Annotated in this window: 25 protein-coding genes and 1 tRNA gene; 3 read left to right on the forward strand and 23 right to left on the reverse strand. The window is 48.2% G+C overall.

Annotation, left to right across the window (positions count from 1 at the left end):
• Nucleotides 1-123 precede the first annotated feature (123 nt).
• From FN782_RS15175 to FN782_RS15190, 4 genes are all read right to left on the reverse strand, one after another.
• Nucleotides 124-1,317 carry a hypothetical protein gene (locus FN782_RS15175; protein WP_142506646.1) on the reverse strand — a complete coding sequence of 398 codons (1,194 nt, stop codon included), beginning with the start codon at nt 1,315-1,317 and terminating at the stop codon, nt 124-126.
• Nucleotides 1,310-2,146: a helix-turn-helix domain-containing protein gene (locus FN782_RS15180; protein ID WP_142506647.1), complete on the reverse strand. Its 837-nt coding sequence runs from the start codon at nt 2,144-2,146 to the stop codon at nt 1,310-1,312. Before FN782_RS15180 ends, FN782_RS15175 begins: the two co-directional genes overlap by 8 nt.
• Nucleotides 2,147-2,316: 170 nt before the next feature.
• The gene (locus FN782_RS15185; RefSeq protein ID WP_142506648.1) at nt 2,317-3,285 is read right to left on the reverse strand and encodes a tyrosine-type recombinase/integrase; all 969 of its coding nucleotides are present in this window, start codon (nt 3,283-3,285) and stop codon (nt 2,317-2,319) included.
• Between the two features lie 149 nt (nt 3,286-3,434).
• Nucleotides 3,435-3,519: transfer RNA gene (locus tag FN782_RS15190), tRNA-Leu, on the reverse strand.
• A 161-nt stretch (nt 3,520-3,680) separates the two neighbouring features.
• On the opposite strand from FN782_RS15190, the gene FN782_RS15195 reads away from it, so the two are divergent.
• Complete coding sequence (locus FN782_RS15195) at nt 3,681-4,040, forward strand: hydrolase (protein ID WP_142506649.1); 360 nt, start codon at nt 3,681-3,683, stop codon at nt 4,038-4,040.
• Between the two features lie 52 nt (nt 4,041-4,092).
• Here the strand turns inward: FN782_RS15195 and FN782_RS15200 are convergent, their stop codons facing one another.
• The 14 genes from FN782_RS15200 to FN782_RS15265 form a co-directional block, all read right to left on the reverse strand.
• On the reverse strand, nt 4,093-4,488 hold the full coding sequence (locus FN782_RS15200) for a thioesterase family protein (protein WP_142506650.1): 396 nt from the start codon (nt 4,486-4,488) through the stop codon (nt 4,093-4,095).
• Nucleotides 4,489-4,491: 3 nt separating this feature from the next.
• Nucleotides 4,492-5,997, reverse strand: a complete 1,506-nt coding sequence (locus tag FN782_RS15205; RefSeq protein ID WP_142506651.1) for an aldehyde dehydrogenase family protein — start codon at nt 5,995-5,997, stop codon at nt 4,492-4,494.
• Between the two features lie 25 nt (nt 5,998-6,022).
• Nucleotides 6,023-7,231: a thiolase family protein gene (locus tag FN782_RS15210; RefSeq protein WP_142506652.1), complete on the reverse strand. Its 1,209-nt coding sequence runs from the start codon at nt 7,229-7,231 to the stop codon at nt 6,023-6,025.
• Entirely contained in the window at nt 7,228-7,977 is a 750-nt protein-coding gene (locus tag FN782_RS15215; protein WP_142506653.1) for a 3-hydroxyacyl-CoA dehydrogenase family protein, read from the reverse strand. Before FN782_RS15215 ends, FN782_RS15210 begins: the two co-directional genes overlap by 4 nt.
• Entirely contained in the window at nt 7,967-8,824 is an 858-nt protein-coding gene (locus tag FN782_RS15220; protein WP_142506654.1) for a 3-hydroxyacyl-CoA dehydrogenase family protein, read from the reverse strand. The genes FN782_RS15215 and FN782_RS15220 overlap by 11 nt, the downstream gene beginning before the upstream one ends.
• 3 nt (nt 8,825-8,827) lie before the next feature.
• Nucleotides 8,828-9,139, reverse strand: a complete 312-nt coding sequence (locus FN782_RS15225) for an EthD family reductase (protein ID WP_142506655.1) — start codon at nt 9,137-9,139, stop codon at nt 8,828-8,830.
• 42 nt (nt 9,140-9,181) lie between these two features.
• Nucleotides 9,182-10,471, reverse strand: a complete 1,290-nt coding sequence (locus tag FN782_RS15230; RefSeq protein ID WP_142506675.1) for a phenylacetate--CoA ligase family protein — start codon at nt 10,469-10,471, stop codon at nt 9,182-9,184.
• Nucleotides 10,472-10,529: 58 nt separating this feature from the next.
• Nucleotides 10,530-10,964, reverse strand: a complete 435-nt coding sequence (paaD, locus tag FN782_RS15235) for a 1,2-phenylacetyl-CoA epoxidase subunit PaaD (RefSeq protein ID WP_142506676.1) — start codon at nt 10,962-10,964, stop codon at nt 10,530-10,532.
• A 36-nt stretch (nt 10,965-11,000) separates the two neighbouring features.
• Entirely contained in the window at nt 11,001-11,792 is a 792-nt protein-coding gene (gene paaC / locus FN782_RS15240) for a 1,2-phenylacetyl-CoA epoxidase subunit PaaC (RefSeq protein WP_142506656.1), read from the reverse strand.
• Complete coding sequence (locus tag FN782_RS15245; protein ID WP_142506657.1) at nt 11,789-12,166, reverse strand: phenylacetic acid degradation protein; 378 nt, start codon at nt 12,164-12,166, stop codon at nt 11,789-11,791. Before FN782_RS15245 ends, paaC begins: the two co-directional genes overlap by 4 nt.
• A gap of 24 nt (nt 12,167-12,190) precedes the next feature.
• The gene (gene paaA, locus FN782_RS15250; protein ID WP_246064988.1) at nt 12,191-13,099 is read right to left on the reverse strand and encodes a 1,2-phenylacetyl-CoA epoxidase subunit PaaA; all 909 of its coding nucleotides are present in this window, start codon (nt 13,097-13,099) and stop codon (nt 12,191-12,193) included.
• A gap of 7 nt (nt 13,100-13,106) precedes the next feature.
• A complete protein-coding gene (locus tag FN782_RS15255) occupies nt 13,107-13,715 on the reverse strand; it encodes a TetR/AcrR family transcriptional regulator (protein ID WP_142506658.1) in 609 nt (202 codons plus the stop codon).
• 156 nt (nt 13,716-13,871) lie between these two features.
• Nucleotides 13,872-14,144 carry a hypothetical protein gene (locus tag FN782_RS15260; RefSeq protein ID WP_246064985.1) on the reverse strand — a complete coding sequence of 91 codons (273 nt, stop codon included), beginning with the start codon at nt 14,142-14,144 and terminating at the stop codon, nt 13,872-13,874.
• Nucleotides 14,145-14,225: 81 nt separating this feature from the next.
• Nucleotides 14,226-14,981, reverse strand: a complete 756-nt coding sequence (locus tag FN782_RS15265) for a sirohydrochlorin chelatase (protein WP_185956361.1) — start codon at nt 14,979-14,981, stop codon at nt 14,226-14,228.
• A 203-nt stretch (nt 14,982-15,184) separates the two neighbouring features.
• Here FN782_RS15265 and FN782_RS15270 point away from each other — a divergent pair, with 203 nt between their 5' ends.
• Entirely contained in the window at nt 15,185-15,733 is a 549-nt protein-coding gene (locus FN782_RS15270) for a GNAT family N-acetyltransferase (protein WP_142506660.1), read from the forward strand.
• 118 nt (nt 15,734-15,851) lie between these two features.
• Complete coding sequence (locus tag FN782_RS15275; RefSeq protein ID WP_142506661.1) at nt 15,852-16,289, forward strand: peptidylprolyl isomerase; 438 nt, start codon at nt 15,852-15,854, stop codon at nt 16,287-16,289.
• 76 nt (nt 16,290-16,365) lie between these two features.
• Here FN782_RS15275 and murQ read toward each other — a convergent pair whose 3' ends face one another.
• Genes murQ through glcD form a run of 5 tightly spaced genes read right to left on the reverse strand, consistent with a single transcriptional unit; the run spans nt 16,366 to nt 22,491 of the window.
• Nucleotides 16,366-17,271 (reverse strand): N-acetylmuramic acid 6-phosphate etherase, encoded by a 906-nt coding sequence (murQ, locus tag FN782_RS15280; RefSeq protein ID WP_142506662.1) that lies wholly within the window; start codon nt 17,269-17,271, stop codon nt 16,366-16,368.
• Nucleotides 17,272-17,288: 17 nt separating this feature from the next.
• A complete protein-coding gene (locus FN782_RS15285; protein WP_142506663.1) occupies nt 17,289-18,341 on the reverse strand; it encodes a MupG family TIM beta-alpha barrel fold protein in 1,053 nt (350 codons plus the stop codon).
• 13 nt (nt 18,342-18,354) lie between these two features.
• Complete coding sequence (locus FN782_RS15290) at nt 18,355-19,737, reverse strand: PTS transporter subunit EIIC (RefSeq protein ID WP_142506664.1); 1,383 nt, start codon at nt 19,735-19,737, stop codon at nt 18,355-18,357.
• On the reverse strand, nt 19,730-21,085 hold the full coding sequence (locus tag FN782_RS15295) for a (Fe-S)-binding protein (protein WP_142506665.1): 1,356 nt from the start codon (nt 21,083-21,085) through the stop codon (nt 19,730-19,732). The genes FN782_RS15290 and FN782_RS15295 overlap by 8 nt, the downstream gene beginning before the upstream one ends.
• A complete protein-coding gene (glcD, locus tag FN782_RS15300) occupies nt 21,082-22,491 on the reverse strand; it encodes a glycolate oxidase subunit GlcD (protein ID WP_142506679.1) in 1,410 nt (469 codons plus the stop codon). Before glcD ends, FN782_RS15295 begins: the two co-directional genes overlap by 4 nt.
• Between the last annotated feature and the right edge of the window lie 31 nt (nt 22,492-22,522).

Here is a 22,522-nt window from a genome sequence, read left to right on the forward strand (position 1 = left end):
AACCTCCTTTTTAATGCCTTCACTGTCTTTATAGGGGAGGACAAATAGGTTTCGCGCAAAAATGGCGAAATTATTTTTTTATGTACCAGACAAAAAGACGGGGAGTGGTTCCCCGCCGTAGACTCATCCTGCCTTTTCTTTTTTGTAGCGGTTAATAACTTTTCCGGCCATATGTTTTGAACACCCTGCCTCACGCATCAATCCGCGGAAGGAAGGTACTTTCCCAGTATCCTTTACAATACTCAGGTAAACCTCTTCGACAACCTCTTCAGGTACCGTATTCCTTTTATGCTTCTTCGTCTTTTCGGACGCTCGTCCCGCCGTATGCTGTCCGCCGTTTGTCCGTTCTGTTTTGTCCGTCTCGCGTCCGCCATTTGTTCGTTCGCTGTCCGGAACCCTTTCACTGTCCGTCCGCTTCTCCGCTTGATTGTCCGACTGTTGTCCGTTCGTATTGTCCGGACGAATGTCCAGCTCGCCCTGTCCGTCCACTGTCCGTTCGTTACATTCTTCGTAGGTTTCCGTTCGCACACTGTCCGGAAGTTTATCGGGCAGATCCGCATCTTCATCTAAGTGCACGGACATTTCTTCGTCAATAATTTCGTTAATATCGCCTTGTCCTGACGATTTAGTGTTCGTTACGGTCCGCTCGTCCGTATACAGTACCTTCACAGGCGTACTGCCGCTACGTTGTATGGCACTGTCCGTCTCTTCTTGTACGGACACTTCAGTTTGGACTGCTTCCGGACGGACATTGTACGCTTCATCTGTCCGTTTACCGTTCCCTTGAATGCCTGTCCTGTCCGTATCAGAATCAAACACAACATCCGTCCGTTTTGATTCGGACAATTTATTTTCGTTCAGTTTCCGGACACTGTCCGCGTTGATGGACGGTTTATTGTCCGTCTGTTTAGTATCCTGTCCGTCTTCCGTCCGTTTATTTTCGGACACTCCGTATGATACGATTAATTCGATGATAATAAGTCCTACGAGAATGCTTATTCCCAAGACCCAACCCGCGATCCCAGAATCGAACAGATACGACAGATCCGCGGAATGATGGAGATTCGAGAAAAGAACGTGGAAGGCACCGTAAGCAAACCCGCACTTCAAAGTCCAACTCGAATGTTGTCCTGCAAGGCGATTACGAGCGAGTGTCACGGTCGATAGGAGGAATATTCCCTCGATAAAAGCAGTAATCGTGAAGGCTTCACTTTGGCCGTATCCGATGTCTGTATACAGGCTCACCGTATGGCTATACGAAACTCCCAGAATCATAAGTGTCAGAAGCAGCGCGAAGCCAATCGACCATTTACCCATTTGCTACATCCCCTTTCAAGTACCACTTAGGAATCTTGTCCCCCATCGTTTGCCTTCGTACTTCCGCGACAGCCATGTTGAAGCAAACGCCGTAAAAATAGCCGTCAAATGATCCGCGAATATTCCCCCGCTTGCATTGAAATACAGTCCCCTTAAACGCATGTTCCGCCAATTCATCACATACGTAGTCCAACCCCGCAGCCTTGGAAGCAATTACACAACGGTTATAAAGATGGTAAATCCTTTCCGCGTCATTGAAATACCTGCCGACTAAATCGCGAAACTCGGTTGGGACAGAACCAGGCGTAAATGATTTATCAAGCCTGCCCGTTTTGTCTGCCGTCTGTACGTTATTACTAAGTATTTTACTTTGAGCATCATTGGAGAAGTCTTCTTTAGTTGTCGCAAACAGTCCCTTATCTGTCGTTATTTCTTCGTTATCATCGTTATTGCGACTGGTCATTTCCGACTGGTCATTCGACCTATCACAGGCGGTTTCCCTTGCGTTAATGACGTATACATTTGCGCCTTTGCCTCCGGTTTTCTCTCGAATTGTGGTAACTTTTTCGATTATGCCTAGTTCAGTGAGTTTGCGAAGTGCCCGGCGTACCGTTGCGTCGCTTTTTTTAACTACGCCACAGATCGTAGAAACCTTTACCCATGACGCCCCTGGAATAATTTTCGAGCGAAACTCTAAGACGCGTAATACGCGTAATTGTGTTTCGCTAAGATCGTTATTTCGTATATGAGATTCGACCGCCTGCGACATTTCCACAGGATTGACGAAGTTCTGACATTCACGCAATTTATCTTGTATACGCCTATCCATTGTCTTTCCTCCATTAAGCGGAAAGAAAGGCGAACTGAATACACATTGAGATTGTATACGTGCTTATTTTACGTTATAATATAGGTATCAGTTTATTATGTTCGTATTCAGTTGCTCGGTGCGCCAACACCGGGCCTTTCTTTTTATCCGCGCTATTTTTAATTGCCAGCTTAGATCATCAGTCTTTCAATCGGGCTGTATTTTTTATGTTCTTGGCTTATATCTTGAGAGAATAGCTTCACATAACGACGAGTCATTTCAAGCGAATTATGTCCGAGGATGTTTTGTAATGTGAAAGCATGTCCACCGTTCTGTACAAACATTTTCGCGAATGTATGGCGGCAGGTATGTGGTGAGCATCGGACGTTTTTAATCCTCGCCTGTTTTCCGTATGATGCAAATCGCTCTTGAAACGTCCGGATCGCAACAGGTTTGTTATCAATGGATACAAATAGAAAATCGTGTTCCACTTCGCCTCGAACCGCGAGGTATTTCCGAAGCTGACGCTTCATCGTCGATTGAAAAGGAACGAGTCGTTCCTGTGACCCTTTCGGGCTTCTTACTCGTATCATGTTGTCGTCAAATTTCACGTCATCTACGCAAATATTTACGAGCTCTTTGATTCGTAGCCCTGTTTCAAGCAAAAGGAGTATCATTGTATAATCTCGCAATCCCGTAAACGTCTGTTGATTCGGCTGACGGAGTAACGCATGAATCTGTTCACGAGAAAACGTCTCAATGACCGTTTGTTTTTGACGGACCAACTTAACAGAGTCCATCGGATTATGAACTACCATTCTCTCGCGCTCCAAAAAATTGAATAACGACCGGACAGCGCGCAGTCTGGCATTAATTGCGGACTCTTTACGATTATCATCCATCATAGCAAGTATTACGTTCTCTTTAATAATTTTTGAAGTGATTTTATTTGGGTTTGTATCGATCCGCTGTTCTTCGAGCATCTTTTGGAAGGTATTTAATTCATTACGATAAAACCTAACGGTCGACTCGGAAAGGTTTCTTACGCGGCAATCTCGGAGGAAAGAATCGAGTGACATTTCGAAGGAATCTACTGTCTTATTCGTTATAGCAGGCGCGGCCAACTGTTCAGGATCGAGTTTATTACGTCGGCGTGGCATCACGTACACCTCCACGTAAATTTGATTCACAAATCGTACGCGTTACCCCCGTAATCCCGCGTAATGTTTTTTACGTACTATTTTTAGACGCAAAAAGAGTCATACGGAAGGACTCTTAACACCCTGAAACCCGTATGACTCTTACGATTTGGTACCGAAGGTGGGACTCGAACCCACACTCCCGAAGGAACACGATTTTGAGTCGTGCGCGTCTGCCAATTCCGCCACTTCGGCATATCCTTGATTTTTGCAACGCCGTTTATCGCGACGACAATTATTATTATATGCACTTCTGGATGCTTTGTCAATAATAATCTCAAAAAAAATTATCAGACGCATAAACGCGCCGTCTGTAACCCATGATAACGGATAAATCCTGTAGGGAGCGATCACTTTTGGACAAGCGCAGGTATTATGTTTCCCTTCATTCCGGTGAAATCATGGGAGAGCTTCTGCAAAACCCCACAGATTCCTCGTATGAATTTGAAATTGAAGCAACAGATGAAGAAGCACAAAGGCTAAACAATTTATTGGGGAATAATGCAGTGGAAGATATGGAAACGTTTTGGGACTCCCATATCCCTTATCTGTATTACAACCAGTCAAGGGAAAATGAAGGATACGACCGCACCTTTCGACAGATTTATGAAGAGATCTATCGTTTGGGAACCCCAGCCACCAAACGGCAAATGGAACAAATGGGCATTTTGGAAATGGGATATGACAGTCAAGATCCTGAAGGCCCCATCTATTGAGATTGTCATCCAAGTGAACTGGACGAAAAAAACCGGGGTGAATCCCCGGTTTCTATCCTTTCATCTCCTCGATACGATTCCGGATGTTCTTTTTGGGCAAAATGGCTTGAACAAATCTGCCTTCCCCAACCACTGCCCGATTGTGCCGGGCTTCAACCCGGCACACAACGTGAGGGACTTGTACCTTGGTCACTTCGGCTGTAAAGAGAACGTCTTTCCCCACAGGAGCCGGAGCTCGATGTTTAACAGAAATCTCGCCCCCCACCCCTTCCTCTTCCTCTTCGAAAAAGGGAAGGATCACCTTTCGGCCTACCCATTCCATATAATAGACCATCGTAACGGTGGACAGCGTCGGATGGATTTCCTGTCCACCAAAAGAAGCTGTCATCTCTTCCGTCACAGTTACTCGCATGGTTTCCTGAAGACCTGGTACCAACCCCGGCTTCATACGCTACACTCCAAAAGGATTCAGGGGTTTTGAGCCGATATAGGCATTTACACTCTTTGTTTCTGTATACAGACGCAGCGTCTCCACTGCCAATTCCCGGCCAAATCCGGATTGTTTGTATCCACCAAAGGGAAGTCCCGGCATCGCAGAGAACGGATTGTTGATTAAAACGGTTCCCGCTTTCAACTGGGCGGCAATACGGTGTGCCCGGCCGAAATCCCGGCTCCAAACAGCAGCCGCCAAGCCATAAATGCTGTCATTGGCTTGTTGGATGGCTTCTTTTTCATCCCGAAATTTAATGATCACAACTACCGGCCCAAAAATTTCCTCCTGAGCCACTCTCATCTCATTGGTTACATCCACCAATACCGTGGGTTGATACCAATATCCTCGTTGAAATGCTTCTCCTTCCGGCCTTCCACCACCGTATAGAACACGGGCCCCTTCTTCCTGAGCCAGTTTGACATAGGAATCAATCGTCTCCCACTGGTCAGCTGAAACCACCGCTCCTACATGGCTCTCTTTACTAAAGGGTTCACCCAGTTTCAGCTTTTTTGTTTTTTCCACAAATTGATGGACAAATTTATCATAGATGGATTCATGAACAAACAGGCGGGAACGGGCTTCACAAGACATTCCCGTATTGTAGTAAATCCCAAAGATGGACCCATCCACTGCGGCTTCCAGATCCGCATCCTCCAATACCAATGCGGGAGATTTCCCACCCAGTTCCAAGGTGACTCGTTTCAGGGTTTCCGAGGCTCTCTTCATAATATCTTTTCCGGTACCTGTCTCACCGGTGAAGGCGACTTTATCCACTCCGGCATGTTTCACCAGATATGATCCCACTTCGGAGCCACTTCCTGTGACCACATTGAGGACCCCGGCGGGCACTCCTGCTTCGTGGCAAAGATCCGCCAGAGCATAAGCGGTTAAGGGTGTCAGAGAAGCAGGCTTTAACACCACTGTACAACCGGCAGCCAAAGCAGGGGCAATTTTCCAGGCGGCCATCATCAAAGGATAGTTCCAGGGAACAATCTGGGCACAGACTCCGACGGGTTCCTCCCGCGTGTAATTAAGAAATCCGTTGGGAACGGGTTTTGTTTCCCCTGCTAAGGTATGAACCGCCCCGGCATACAGTTCAAAATCCTCGATCGCCTGGTGAACCTGTCCTTGAGCAGCAGAGAGCGTCTTTCCGCTGTTTAACACTTCCAGCTTGACGAGCTCTTTCATTCGTTCCCGCATCAATGAGGCCACCCGGTGTAAAATTTGTCCTCTGCGGGCGGCAGGCCATTTGGCCCATTTACTTTTCTCCAGCGCCTCTCTGGCCGCGGCCACCGCCCGGTCCACATCCGCTTTGGTTGCTTTGGCCACTTGAGAAATCGGCTCTCCTGTCGCCGGATTGTAGGTATCAAACCATTCGTTTGTGGAGCCTTTTACATACTCCCCATTGATCAGCAAATGATATTCCTCTTTTAACAAAGCGATGTCCATCTGTTCTTTTAACATACCGATTCCCCTTTTAAGAAATGATTTAATCCAATCGCTCCACCATAGTGGCAATTCCCTGTCCTACCCCGATACACATGGTGGCCAGTCCATACCGTCCTCCACACCGTTTCAGTTCATGGACCAGTGTGGTCAAGATCCGGGCACCACTTGCTCCCAGTGGATGACCGAGAGCAATGGCACCACCATTTACATTCACCCGTTCAGGGTCTAACCCCAGCTCCTGAATACAGGCCAGTGATTGTGCAGCAAACGCCTCATTTAACTCCACCCGGTCCATCGCATCAATCGAAAAACCCGTCCTGTTCAGAAGTTTTCGCGTGGCAAAAATAGGACCCAACCCCATGGTATCGGGGTTACATCCGGCGATAGCAAAGGATACTACACGCGCCATTGGCTGAATCCCCAACGCTTTTGCCTTTCGATGTTCCATCAGCAACAGGGCTGCTGCACCATCATTGATTCCCGCGGCATTCCCCGCAGTCACCGTTCCCCCTTTTCGAAAAACTGGAGAGAGTGTGGCCAGTTTTTCCAGTGTGGTGTCCGGACGAAAGTGTTCATCCTTATTCACGATCTTTGACGGTTCCCTTCGTTGGGGAGGGACAGTAACGGGAATCACTTCATCATGAAACGTCCCATTCTCCCATGCTGCACTAGCTTTTTGTTGGCTCTCCAAGGCAAAACGGTCCTGTTCCTTCCGGGAGATTTGATACTGTTCGGCTACATTCTCTGCAGTCTCCCCCATGGAAATCGGGGAGTGCCGCTTCGCCATCTCCGGGTTGACAAAACGCCATCCCAACGTCGTATCCACCATCGTTTGATTGCCTCGTGGCAACCCTTCTTCCGGCTTTAACATGACAAGCGGTGCCCTGGACATGCTTTCCACTCCACCTGCGATAAATAGATCCCCAGCCCCCATCATCAGAGAGGCAACCGCTTGATTTACTGCCTCCAACCCCGAACCGCAAAGACGGTTGACGGTGCTTCCGGCCACTTCCTGGGGCAAACCGGCCAACAGGAGAGCCATTCGGGCCACATTCCGATTATCCTCTCCGGCTTGGTTGGCACACCCCATGATGACATCCTCCACCGAAGCGGCATCCACTTCAGGATTCCGTTTCAACAGCGAACGGATGACATGGGCTGCCAAATCGTCGGGGCGAATCTTGCTTAACCCGCCCCGATACCGACCGATCGGGGTTCGAATCGCATCCACAATGACTGCTTCTCTCACGGTTTCGGCTCCTTTTCCTCTCTTTGATACCGGTAAAAACCCTGTCCAACACTTCGACCCAACCGTCCGGCATAAACCATCTGTCGCAGAAGCGGTGCCGGACGATAGCGAGGATCTCCCGTTTCCTCCAGAAGCCCTTTCAAAATCCAAACCACCTGATCCACTCCGATCCGATCCGCCCATTCCAAGGGGCCATGAGGGTGGTTGGTTCCTTTTTTCATCGCCAGATCGATATCTTCTGCGGTTGCAATCTGTTCCCTGAGTGCATAGGCTGCTTCATTCACCATCAAGGCGATGGTACGGGGGAAAACCAGCCCTGGTTCATCTCCCAAAATTTCCACCTGCTTTCCCCACTGTTTCCACCAACAAACGCGCTGCTCCCATAGCAAACTCTCTTCAGCCTGGAGAGGACGGGAGATTTCCACGCGGTCCATCGAGGAAAGGAGAAGCGGGGAAAATCCGGCCACCCGTTCCGGGTTCTCCAACCAAGAAGCAACCCGTGTAGCTCCCGCATACAGGGCAGAGGTAAATACCGGGCAATCGACAGGTACCATTTTGACTGCCTGAATCAAACCCTCCCGCTTGTGATCGACAGAACCGGTAATCACATCAACAACAGCGGTAATGTCCGATTCCGCATTATCTGCCTGTTCCAGTGTGACAACCTCTACACCCTTTTCCTGAAAGAAGGTCATCGTATCCGAAACGATAGGACCCTCACCCACAAGCAGTACCTTATTCTTCACGGGAATAATGCCCCCTTCCCGTCTTCTGCCCCAAAGAACCGCTTTCCACCATCAGTCGCTGTTTGATATGCGGGCGGTAACGAGGTTCGTGGAAAAAACCCTCATAAACGGATACAGAAGCGGCATAGTTCACATCAATCCCAATCATATCCTGTAATTCAAATGGACCCATCTTAAATCCCGCCGAACGCAGGATACGATCCACTTGTGCTCGATCTGCCACGTGTTCCCCGACCAATCGATACCCTTCCAAATGGAAGGGGCGAGCGATCCGATTGACAAGAAATCCCGGAAAATCAGCCACTTTCACGGGATCTTTCCCCAGGGTGCGAACAAATTGAACCGCACACTGGACCGTTTCCACGTCCGTCCGCATTCCGGAAACCACTTCCACCAAAGGCATCACTGGGGCAGGATTAAAAAAGTGAAGACCCAGTACACGTTCTGGATGATTGGTTGATGAAGCGATGGATGTAACAGACAACGAAGAGGTGTTGGTTGCCAACACGGTCTGTTTCCCCACGATTTTCTCCAATTGGAACAAGAGATCTCTCTTAATATCCAGTCGCTCCACTACCGCTTCAATCACCCACTCACAGGGAGCCAGATCTTCCAGTTGAGGGGTCAGATGGATTCGGGAACGGATTTGATCCATTTCTGCCTGAGACAAGCGCCCTTTTTCTCTTAACCGATCCAACCGTTTCTGAATCCGCTCCATTCCTTGGTCAAGCTGTTCTTTCGACAGATCCCATAGCTGTACATCATAACCGCTGTAAGCCAGAACCTGGGCAATCCCGCTTCCCATCGTCCCGGCCCCCAACACACCTGCCGGAAGGTTTCGGTCCATTTTTTATTCCTCCCGTGTCACTTCACCGATCATCATCGTAACCAGCGGACCGGCAAAGCCCATTAGATCCTTGGCCGAAGCACGCCCTTCCGGGGAGTTCATCGCATCATCCAAAGCCTTCCTGTCTTCAAAATACATGGCTGCCTCCAAATAAAATTTGGCCTCTCCTCCCATGGGGGCACCCACAATCCGGGTTACTTCCAGCTTCTTCAACCCTGGCATTTTTTCCACCAGCGGTGTATGTACATTCTGATAATGTTCATCAAAAGATTCCCGATTTTCCGGATGACGGTATAATGCAATCAATTTCACCATGATTCATTCCCCTTTTCGTTTAATTGATCATATGGATACAAATTACCGTTGATCTATCACACGAACGGCCTTGCCTTCACTTCGCGGGAGGGATTTGGGCTCCTTTAAAATCACTTTTGTGGTCACATACAATGTGTCCTTTACAACGGATTGCAAACGTTTACATAATTGCACAACCCGTTCATTACCTTGACCAAAGGAGCTCTCAATCGACCGAAACCATGCTTCGGAAACCTCCACCTCCAGGGTCAATTGATCAATCGACTTTTCACGTGTCACAACCAATTGATAATGAGGAGCCAACTCCTCAAAATTTAACAGCACCGCTTCCAACTCCGAGGGGAACACATTTACACCTCGAATAATCAACATATCATCAATCCGTCCCTTGATTCGGGACATCCGGGTATGTGTACGACCACAACGGCAGACTTCCCGGTGAAGTGCAGTGATATCTCCCGTTCGGTAGCGAAGAATCGGCAACGCTTCTTTGGTGAGCGAGGTAAAGACCAACTCCCCATACTCGCCATCCGGTAAAGGTTCCCCTGTCTGGGGATGGATCACTTCAGGGAGAAAATGATCTTCCGCAATGTGAAGCCCATCCTTGGCTTCCCGACACTCCATGGCAACACCCGGACCGATCACCTCAGACAAACCGTAGATATCCAAGGCATCGATGCCCCACTTTTCCTCCAACGTCTGCCTCATCTCCTCAGACCACGGCTCTGCACCAAATATTCCGTACTCCAATGAAGTGGTCCAAGGTTTCAATCCCATATCTTCCATCATTTCTGCCAAACTGAGGATAAACGACGGGGTTCCACCGATTCCTCTCGGCAGGAAATCCTGGATTAAAGTGACTTGACGGGAACGGTTGCCACCGGAGACCGGAACAACGGTTGCCCCTAATCGCTCCGCTCCATAGTGTAATCCAAGACCACCCGTAAACAATCCATAACCGTATGCATTGTGAAACACATCGCCCGGTCGGCCTCCGGCCATCACAATGGATCGGGCGCAAAGCTCCGCCCAGCGTTGAATGTCTTTCCGGGTATAACCCACCACTGTCGGCTTTCCACTGGTACCGGAAGAACCATGAATCCGGGCGACTTCTTCCTGTTCCACGGCAAACATCCGAAATGGATATTGCTCCCGAAGATCGCTCTTCCGGGTAAACGGAAGCTTTAAAAGGTCCTCCATCCCCAGAATATCCTGGGGTTTGATTCCTGCCGCATCCAATTTTCGCCGATAAAATGGCACCAAACTGTATATCCGTTCCACCATCCGTTTCAGTCGTTTTGTCTGAAGTGCTTCCAGTTCCGGACGAGGCATCTTTTCTAAATCTGGTTGAAACAAGAGAGCGCCTCCTCTGATTGAATAATAAGTGGAACTATACGGTTTTCATTCCTTCAAAAGGTTGGCGACAATTGCGACAATAAAAGACTGACCGACAAGCCGTGGGACCGAATAAATTTACCACCTCCCCTTCTTTCGCTCCACAGTATGGGCAATCGGAAACCCGGTCTTCGCTCGGTGGCGCAATTCCAAAATTCTTCAGCTTTTCCCTCCCTTCTGGAGTGATCCGATCACTGGTCCAGGGAGGAGACATGACGAATGCCACTTCCACCCGATTCACTCTCTCCTCTTGAATCAATCGGTCTTTCACATTCTGGGCGATCATATCCAAAGCCGGGCAACCGACAAAGGTTGGCGTCAACTCCACCCGAACATGCCCTTCATTCATTGTTACCCGATTCACCATACCCAGTTCAACAATACTGACATCAGGAATTTCCGGATCCATCACCGTTTGAAGAGCCTCCATCACTGGATCACGAATTGTTTTCACGTTGGTCCCCCCTTACCACTGAGCGTCAGGATCACTGCCTACCACTTCGGACATCGTTTGGATCAACCGTTCCAAATCTTTGGTATGCTCTCCCTTTCGCCCGTCCCGTTTCGGCTTTACAGGCATCCCCGGCCAGTTCAATCCGGCTTCATCAAACAAGGGCCTCATTCGCTCTGCCCACCGTTGGGCCAATCCCTCCGACCCGCAAGCGATCAAACCGTAGTGGAGCATTTCCTCTTCCACCTCGCCGAGTGAAAAGAGACCTCCCACCTCCATCCATACTTCTGAAACCGCCTGTTCCATTCGTTGTCGGGCTTCTCCGCCAGCCTGGGCCAATCGGGTAAACCACATCTTGTGATGGAGAAGGTGATAATGCTCTTCCCTCCGAATTTTGACCACGCCTTGGGCAAGGGAGTGAAATGAGGATTGTAAAAGCGCTTCCATACGAATGTCATCAAAAATGTCATATAAAAAATGACGTACAATAGTGCGGGCCCAATCCCCATTCGGCTGCTCAAGAAGAATTGCATTCCTTCGTTCTCCAGGCCCCCGGAAAAACGCAAGCTGATCCGGCTTTGCTTCCCCCAGTTCATGCAAGCGTTCCAAATAAAAAACAGCATGACCCACTTCATCCTGGGCAATGGAACTAAAGGCAACATCCCCTTCGATATCCGGTGCCAGCCCAAGCCACTCAGAGTCCCGGTGGCCCAGACACAGCTCATCATCGGCCAATTGATACAACAGCTCTGTCAAAGCATGGCGCAAGCGGGGTTCCTGAACGATCTGTTCCGCAGTCTGCATCATCGGCGATTCACTCCATCCGCATATCCAGGCTTTCGATTCAGATCCCGAACAATATCCTCCAACTTCATCGCCTTTTCCCGGTACATCTTCCACAGTCGTGCATTTTCCGAATATCCCCCCACTTCCCGGTATTTTCGATCCATTTCCCTGGCAAACCAGCCTGGGATATCATAAGATGTGGCAACAATCGCCTCCTTGGGAACGACCCAGAGGTTAACCGCTTTCTCCCGCCGCAGAAAATTTTCTCTGGCAGTGGTCAACGCCACATCAGGCGAGGGAGCCACCACACTCCCCACATGAACATGGTGATCTGCCTGGGTTTTTTGAATAAAAACTTCAAAGACGTCATATTCCACGCGGTGATCCCGTTCCATGTTTCACTCCACTCCTTCATTTCTTTAAACCACTTGCATCTTTTGGGAGCGCACCATGGCCTCCCGCACCCACCGTTGATCCTCATGTGCAAACCGACGCAGTTTGAGTCGCTCCTGAGATTTGGGTCCTTGATTGTAGCGAACAATTTCTCCAAACTTCTTCCAATCCGGCTCCGTAAAGATCCACTTTTCTGACTCTTCATCATAACGGAGGTTTGGGTCTGGAATGGTCAACCCCAGTGAATGAATCCTCGGCACGTATTTCTTTAAAAACTGCTGCCGAAGTTCTTCATTGGTTTTTGTTCGAATCCTGTAATCGATCATCCGTCGGGCTGCATCCGTAACTTCCACCGGTCCGAAAAAAAAGATAAGAGATTCCCACCAACGATTGACCGCCTCTTGCAACATCCGGCGTTGCTCTTTTGACCCCCCGGCAAGAGCCAAAATAATATTTTCTCCATGTTGCATATGAAAGCTCTCTTCAGCGCAGATTCGCTTCAACACCCTGGCATAGGGACCGTAAGAGGTGCTTAACAGTGCAGCCTGATTAATAATGGCCGCTCCGTCCACCAACCAACCGATCACTCCGGCATCCGCCCAAGTGGGCGATTCCATATGAAAGACATTATGAAATTTGACTCGCCCCTCAATCAAATCTTCCATTAAATCTTCTCTCGTTTTGCCTAGGGGTGCTGCTAGATCCTCCGCCACTCTCAACAAAAGCTGTCCATGTCCCACCTCATCCTGTACCTTCGCCATAATGGCCAGTTTTCGTTTGAGTGTAGGCGCTTTCGGAACCCATTCCTTCTCCGGAAACGCTCCCATAATTTCACTTACAGCATGCATGTGAATCAACTTCAGGAGCAGCTTGCGGTACTCATCCGGCATCCAGTCTGTCGCTTCAATTTTTTCGCCACGCTGAATCCGTTCCATAAACTGTTCATGTCGTTGATCGGTGATCACTCGACTTCTCTCCTTTCCCTCCAGCAAAACCCGACAGCAAAATGGCAGTAAACCGATCCCCAATCTCTTCCGGTGATAACTCCCCTTTCGGGTCATACCATTGATAGACTCCATTGATCGCAGACAACAGAAAGAGACGGGCAAACTTCAAATCGATCGGATGGAACGAACCCGTTTCCTCCCCCTCAGCGAGAATGCGCTCCCACATGCCCTCATACGCATCCCGTTTTTCTTGAATGATCGATCGACGTTTTTTTGTAAGCGCTTTCCATTCGTGAAAAAAGACTGTCGCGGCCTCCAGATTGTCGGTAATAACCAGAATGTGAGCCACGATTGCCTGGCGCAGCTTCATGACCGGATCTTCATCACTTTCCACCACCGGACGAAGGGAACGCAGAAACAATTCCGCCCCCCGGTCCGTAATTTCAAATAGAAGGTCTTCTTTGGTTTTAATATGGGTGTATAAACTCCCGGAAAGAATGCCGCTCGCTTCAGATATATCTCGGATTGTCGTCCCATGGTAGCCTTTTGTTCGAAACAGCTCACTTGCTTTTTTTAGAATTTGTTCTCTTCGTCCATCCGACATCGTTCGCGTCTCCTTTTACCAATTGAAAAACAAGCGCTTGCTTGGTTTTATGATAACCAAAACGATGAATGTTGTCAATGATCAGATTATTTCAACCTGCATAACGACAAAAGCGGACACTCTCGGTGTCCGCTTTTGTCGTTACATTTGAAGGGTTTAATAAAACCTGCCTTCTTCCACTTCCCATGATTCCACCGTCCGATAGGCGTTTTGAGGATCATATCCCCGCCCGACCAAAAAGCTCATTGCCGCAATTTCTCTCATTGCGTGTTCATAGGACGTTTTTTTGGCTTCTTCCAGTCCATACTTCACAAATGGCTCCACTGTCCGCAATGTGGTCTCTTTCATCATTTGAGGGTCTACCCCCGGTCTCGTCGGGTAACGGTCATAGGGATATGGGTAAGGCATTTGCATCTGTGAAAGAAACATTCTCTTCCCTCCTTATATTGCACTTATCCCTATACCTATGCCCAGCTTATCCGATTGAGCTTGACCCAACCGCCCAAATTATCAAACGTTCCTCCACCGTTCCACCATTTCTTCCACCCAACGGCTCACAAGTGGGTGGGGAAGATAGGTCTCTCCATAAGAGACACCGGAGACCCCCTCTAATTCCTGGCGAATCCGAACATCTGTAAAATAGCCCCGTCCCAAAAAAACGGGAAGAACCAGCAAACGACCCAAGTGGCTCAATGTTTTTGCTTTCTCTCGAACATCCCCAACCTGCAACATGGAGATCTCCACCTCCTGAAAAGGAAAGCGCTGGTGCAAATGGTCCGCCAACTGCTGCAAACCTTTTTCCCATACGTCTCTGAAGCCGGGTTTTTCACTGCCATGAGCGACCAACAATAGATTCTCTTTCTCCGGATTTGGCAAAAGTGCCCGTACACGATCTTCCAAAATCCGAACCATGAACGGATGAGCGTCCATCGCTTTACACCAGACAATATCCGCCTGAGGGCGAATGCGTTGAAGATTCGTTCTGATTCGGCTGAATCGTTTGATCCCCAATGCATACTGGATTTCTTCCAAATGAGTGCTGCCGGAAGAGACAAAAAGAGGAACAGTTAAGATTCTTTCCACCCCTTTTTTTTCCAAAAAATATATCCCGTCAGAGATGCTTTGCCCTGTGACCGACTCCAAATAGCCGACGGTAATCGGCAATTTCGTCTTTACCTGCCTGACCGCATTTTCCACCAATCGGTTCCACTCTGGGTTTGGAGAGCCATGGGCCAACACCAAAACCCCTTCTTTTCCGGATGCCACCCGACCACCTCCTCCTCTCATCAGTACATCACCTGTTGAATGGAGTCAAACCTTTTGAAACAAAACATTTGTCAACCCCCAATATTCCTTTATTTTAAAAGGATGAATCCGCTTTATTCTGGAAAACCCACAAAGTATGTTAAAGTAATAATGTGTTCTTCGCGGTGATCATCACCGCAAAAAAATGGACAGGAGGACATTTTGTGGATTGGTATAATCGTTTGAACGATTATTTTCCCAAGGAAGAAATGAAAAAGTACAGTCACCTGCGTGACCTCATCCAGGATCAGGACATGTACCACAAAGAGGAAACGGAAGATTATTTGCTCTTGTATGGTGAGTTCTCTTCCTTCGTCTTTGTGGATTACCTGCTGGTCAATCAGAAGAGACGGGGAAGCGGGGTGGGAAGCAAAGTCATTCGGAATCTTAAAGAAAAAAGAAAGCCGATCCTGCTGGAGGTGGAACCCGCCGACCCCCAAGTGGCGGATACACAGAAACGAATTCATTTTTACAGGAAAAACGGCTTTCAAGTAGCGGATCAAATCCACTACGAACGGGAAGCAGACAATGGGGAGACATTCTCCCTGAATATTCACTACTGGACTCCCAAACCCGTTCCCCAGGCAAAAATTTATCATATGATGTCAAAAGCTTGTCATCACATTCACAACTTTCGTTCCGAGCAACACTATGGACGCATTCAGGCGGATCCGGATGAAGTGCTTGAACTGAAACAACCGGTTTTGTCATAAATACAACCCCCCTTTGGATGGGGGGTTTTCCTATTCAGAAACGTATTCCCATTTTCGCTATCATCACGACCCATTTCTTATGGTACAATGGGAAAATCGACTGAAGGAGGCATGCTAGATGGCGATTAAAGGAAGCATTGAAATGGAGAATGGCGAAACGATACACATTCAGTTTTTTCCCGAAGCAGCACCTAACACAGTAGCCAACTTCCGGAAATTGGCCAGTGAGGGCTTCTATGACGGACTTACCTTTCACCGGGTGATTCCCGGATTTGTCAGTCAAGGAGGTTGTCCTGTCGGAAACGGTACTGGAAATGCAGGATACACCATTCCCTGTGAAACGGAGAACAATCCGCACAAACACGAGCCAGGCACCCTATCCATGGCACATGCCGGCAAAGATACCGGGTCATGCCAATTTTTTATTGTTCATGAGTCCCAGCCCCACTTGGATGGAGTCCACACCGTATTTGGGCAAGTCACCAAGGGGTTGGAAGTTGCCCGAAAGTTGAAAAACGGAGATCGGATGAAAGAAGTCCGGGTATGGGAAGAGTAAGAATTGATGTATGAAAAAACCCGCAGGAACGTTTTCCTCCGGGTTTTTTCATTTTAAGGAGAAGAACTGGAGCGGGCTATCTCTTGCCAGCTGCTTCAATTGCTGAACGGAGATGCCCCCTGTGTTCATCCAACAATATCTGGGCATCCCTGCCTCTGATGCCGGTTAATATTTGCAATATAGCCGCTTTGGTATCACCGTTTTGCTCACTTAAAGCCTGTTCAGCCAGTGCTTTTTCAACACCTGTCGCCTGTTGAATGATATGAACGGCACGATGTTTTAATTTGACATTGGTCGGTTGCAGATCCACCATTAAATTCCCGTAAACTTTGCCGATTTTTATCATTGAAGCAGTGGTTAGCATATTTAAAACCATTTTCTGTGCGGTTCCCGCTTTCATACGTGTCGATCCCGTTACCACTTCAGGACCGACAAGAGGTGCTATGGTGATATCCGAAATCCCCTCCATTCGGGATTGACGGGTGCAGACAAGGGAGATCGTGGTGGCTTTCAGACCTCCGGCATACTTTAGCGCACCGATCACATATGGTGTGTGCCCACTGGCAGCAATCCCGACCAAAACGTCCTCCGGATGGAAATCGATGGCTTTTAAATCCGACACCCCTTGTTCTTCATGATCTTCGGCTCCCTCAACCGCATAGCGTAAAGCATGATCCCCACCCGCAATCAACCCAACCACCTGCTCCGAAGAAACACCATATGTCGGCGGGCATTCAGAAGCATCCAGGACACCCAACCGTCCACTCGTTCCCGCACCGACATATACCAATCTGCGTCCTTTCTGAAATGCTTCCACAATCGCATCGACCGCTTTGGTTATATGTGGCAGTTCTTTTTGTACAGCCAAGGCCACCTGTTGGTCTTCTTGGTTGATGATTTTTACAATATCGGCTGTTGACAGTTGATCAATATGTTCAGACAACGGGTTCCGTTTTTCTGTGTCCACTCGATGAAAGTCCAACCAACCATCCCTCCTTCTCAATTCAAAACAAATATTTGGCCCGGTCCAATATGGGAAATGAGATACCGATCCCCTGCAGACACACGTCCGGCGACATTAACCCTGGAATCAGCAGGCAAATCATTGCGGGCGATCTGTAACTCACCCGCATAACGCCCGTAATCCATGTTGTCAACCGTAATCGTTCCAACCAGTCGTTCATCGATTTTCCGCTGTGTTAATAGATCTTCGGAAAATACCTTCTCTTGTCGCGATTCTTGCGCCCGTATCACATCTCTGGCATCATCAAAGCGGTTGGTGAAGGGTCGACCTTTGATCACTTCTCGGTAATCTTCATCCGCCCAGTCCACTCGCAATGGAATGATTCCATCGCTGATGCTTTGAATGGTCATCCATTGTGCATCGGAGAGGCCGGGATCGCCGACATATACATCATCCACTCCACCGTAGGTTTTCAATTCCAGATAGGCTTTGGCCGGAGAAACGGCGCGATGTTCTTCCACGGTAGGCAACCCGGCATAAACGGGACCTCTCCGTCGTGTATCTCCCGGTATAAATGCAGCCGTCCTGATACCAGCCGTTTGAAAGACCTGATTGATTTTTTCAAGGAAATCCATCCGTAATCCGGTTTCCGGACGCGGATAAAAGTTATGCATCGCGATCAGATTCTCAAAATGAACCCCCTGATTCTTCCATTTCTCCAACTGATGTTGATCCGTGGTACTTGCATTGACAGCAAGCTTGATACGTTGAGACAGTTGAACGATTTCCTGATCCATAAAGCCAAAATCCAAACGTAAACAGGTGACGCCGCTTTTTTCAAAAAAGGACACGGGATCTCCTGATATGTTCAACCTTTTCAACCCTTCATCCGAAATATCAGCAATCAGTTCTGCTCCGGACTCCTGGAGAACTTCATTCAATTGTTGCAAACGATGGATTTCAACCTCCGGTTCTTCACCACCCAGATGCAAGGAGGTAAAAATGGACGGGTTTTTTGTTTGACTCAATCGCTGTTTTAAATCATCCAAATGAAGGGGTTCATTTAGATAAACGGAAAGACCCAACATCGATCGTCATCCTTTATTTAAATGCTTTTGTCATCTCTTCCCTAAATCCAAACCAATAAGTAAACAAAAATCCAAACAAATATGCTAATGCCAAACCAAACAAATAATAAACGATTTGATCCGCCAACACCAAAAATGTCAGGGGTAGTCCGGAAACCCCGATCGCAATCGTCGCCACATCGAAAATCGCCTGCACAACTCCCCCCACTGCTGCACCCAAACAAGCCGTTAAAAACGGTCGCCCCAATGGCAGAGTCACACCATAGATCAGCGGTTCGCCAATTCCTAATATTCCGACAGGTAAGCCGCCTTTGATTACTTTTTTCAGCTTTTGATCTTTTGTTTTCAGATAAATGGCAAAGGCTGCACCCACCTGACCGCAACCACCCATAGCCAAAATGGGCAACAATGCATCAACCCCTGTTGAGTTGATCAACTCCATATGGATCGGGGTTAACCCTTGATGCAAACCCGTCACTACTAATGGCAAGAACGTTCCGGCTAAAACGGCACCCGCAACGGCTCCACCCATGTCCAACAGACTGGTCAATCCATCCGTAATCCATTGAGAAATCCAGCCACCGATCGGCTGTAAAACCAAATAGGTGACAAACCCTGTGATTAAAAGAGAAATCGTAGGTGTCACAATGATATCCAAAGAAGTGGGCACGATTTTTCTCACTTGCTTTTCCATCCAAGCAATAAATACAGCGGCCAACATCACTCCGATCAGACCACCGGTTCCCGGTGATAGTTGCTCTCCGAACAATGAAATATTCTCAATGGATGGATTGATGATCAAGATTCCAGCAGCCCCTCCCAAGGCGGGTGTACCCCCAAATTCTTTCGCTGTGTTAATCCCGACAAACACACCTAAATAAGTGAATAGCCCCCAACCAATCGTACTTAAAATGGTGATGATCGTTGCCTTTTCATCAACCCCCAACCGGACAATGATATTCGTTATTCCGGCTATCAAACCGGAAGCGACAATCGCTGGAATCAACGGGATAAAAATGCTGGCAATCCGTCGCAAAAACATTTTAAACGGGGTGGAATTTTTTTGTTTTAAGTCCTGTTTGGTTTGTTGTGCCAAGCCGGCAAATGGATCATCTTCCTGGCCATCTGTATCATTTTTCCCTATCTCCCTGTCCATCATTTCCGATAGATGGTTGCAAACCTTTGTAACTGTTCCGGGGCCGAGGATGATTTGTAGGGTTTCATCTTCCACAACCCCCATTACGCCATCCAAATTCTTAATCGCTTTTAATTCGACCTGATCGGCATCAGCCGTTTGAATGCGCAAACGGGTCATACAGTGGGTCAAGCTCTGAATATTGCGACTTCCACCCAAGTGTTTCATCAAATGCTCAGCCAATTGTTTTTCATTACCCATTTTCACCGCCCCTTCCATGGTTCTTCATTTCTTGTGGAACACTTTCCAACAACACATCCGCCAAATGTTCCACCCTTATATCACATTCCAGCCCAGCTTGTTTGACACCCAAACGCATCTGAAGAAGACAGCCAGGATTAGCAGTAACCATGAGACTGGGTTGAAGGGATTGGACCTGTTTCATCTTTCGGTCCAGAATCTTCATCGACAGCTCCGGCTGCACAATGTTATAGATTCCTGCCGAACCACAACAGTACTGGTTTTCCGGCAACTCCTGTACATTCACATGATCTATCGACTCTAACAACAGTCGCGGAGCCTGGGAGATCCGCATTACATTTCTCAGGTGACAGGATTCCTGATAGGTGACCATCTGTTCAGGCATGGAGAGTGGAACCGCTTTGTGAAAGCCACATTCCACAAGTATTTCACTGAAGTCCTTGATTTTCCCGGTGAATTGCTCCGCTCGTTTACGCCATTTTGGTTCATCCTGAAACAGATTCTGATACTCTGTCAAAAAAGCACCACACCCGCCGGCATTGGTTACAATCGCATCCACATCCAATGATTCAAAGGCGGCAATATTCCGTTTTGCCAGTTCTTTGGCTTTTTCTTTTTCACCGCTATGCCCGTGTAATGCTCCACAACAGCCTTGTGTTTTTGGGATCACCACCTCGCATCCAGCAAGCTGCAATAACGTTAAGGTGGCATCGTTTGTGGACATAAACAGGGTATCCATTAAACAGCCGGAGAAAAACGCCACCCGTTTCCGAACAGGTTGCTTGGCCCCCAAAAATGCCGGACGATGCTTCATTTCTGCCGGAGATGGGACATTGGGCAAAATCGATTGCATTTCATCCAAATGTTTGGGTAACCATTGATTGATCTTCATCTTCTGCACCCATGTTTTTAACCCCGTTTTTTGATACAGATACAACAGAGAGACCGTTTGACGAATGCGTTTATGATTCGGAAATAACCAATGAAACACCACCCGGCGCAACGCACGTTCATGCAATGGCCGTTGCTTGTGCTGTTCAAGGATATCCCTTGCTTCCTCCAGCAAATGACCGTATTGTACACCGGAGGGACACACTGGTTCGCAAGCCCGACAGCCAAGGCAAAGGTTTAACTGTTTTTCCACCTCTTCATCCGGTTCAATAAGACCGTCCACCACCCCCTTCATCAGCGCAATCCTTCCACGTGGTGATGCGGCTTCATTGTCACCGGTCTCTACATACGTCGGGCAGGAAGGCAAGCAAAAACCGCAACGCATGCAGTTCATTAACTCCGTATGATCCATCCGTTGTTCAAATGCTTGTTTCACTTCTTCAGTTTGCTTCATCATTCCGCAATCATCTCACCATCAGGGTTGGATTGAAAAATTTTCCCAGGATTCATAATATTCTTTGGATCTAAAGCCCGTTTGATGGATTGCATCACATTTAATCCACTGGAGCCTGCTTTCCATTTCAAATATGGGGCTTTCATCATACCGACACCGTGTTCACCGGTTATGGTCCCCCCAAATTCAATCGCCTTTTGGAAAATTTCTGCAAAAGCTTGTTCGACACGCTTCATTTCCTCCAGATCTCTGGCATCCGTTAAAATCGTCGGGTGCAAGTTACCATCACCGGCATGGCCAAACGTACAAATCTGCACCTCATATTTCCTAGCGATCCCATTGATCGCTTGAACCATTGCCGCCACCTTTGACCGGGGTACTGTGGCATCTTCCAAGATGGTTGTCGGTTTTTTTCTGGCACAAGCGGACAGGGCTACACGTCTCGCTGTCAACAGTTTCTCTGCATGTTCTTCATTCTTGGCTCTTTCCACATCTATCGCCTGTTGCGCTTGACAAATCCTTTGAATCACTTGCAAATCCCGCTGAACCATCTCTGACGGACCATCCTGTTCAATTAACAAAATGGCCGCAGCATCGGTCGGTAAACCGACACCGGCATAATCTTCAACCACCTCAATCGTGGGTTGATCCAGAAATTCCATGGTGGCAGGAATGATTTTTGCTGCAATGATTTCGGATACCGTTTGTGCGGCGGCTTCTATATCATTGTAGACGGCCATGAGCGTTTGCTTGCTTTCCGGCGGAGGCAGCAGCTTTAAGGTCGCTTCCCCAATGACACCCAGTGTCCCTTCAGAACCAACCATCAGCCTTGTCAGATCATAACCGGCAACATCCTTGACACATTTTCCCCCGGTCACCACACATTCCCCATTTGGCATAATCACTTTCAGACCCATAACATAATCCCGTGTCACCCCGTATTTGAGACCACGAAGCCCTCCGGAATTTTCGCTGATATTTCCTCCAATCGTCGAAATGCGCATCGACCCTGGATCTGGAGGATAGAAAAAGCCCTGCTCTTCCACATAACGAATGAATGTCTCAGTGGTTACACCCGGTTGAACAGTGGCAGTCAAATTGTCAGCATCCAACTCGATAATCTCCGTCATTCGGTTGAACAACAGGACAATACCGCCTTCTGATGGACAGGTTCCCGCACTCAGGTTTGTCCCTGAACCTCTGGGAACAATCGGTGTGCCTGTTTCATTACACAATTGGACAATCGCTTGAATCTCTTCCATATTGCCCGGCGATACAATCACATCAGGCAACGCCTGATAGTTGGGGGTGGCATCATAACTGTAAGCCAGTTTCATTTCATTGGAATCATGAACATGTTCAGCTCCAAGAATAGCGGACAATCGTTTTTTTAAATCATCCCTTTTCAGCATTCCTTCCCCTTTCTCCCACATGGGTATG

Source organism: Melghirimyces algeriensis (genome assembly GCF_900182565.1).
In the GTDB taxonomy this organism is placed as follows: Bacteria; Bacillota; Bacilli; order Thermoactinomycetales; family DSM-45169; genus Melghirimyces; species Melghirimyces algeriensis.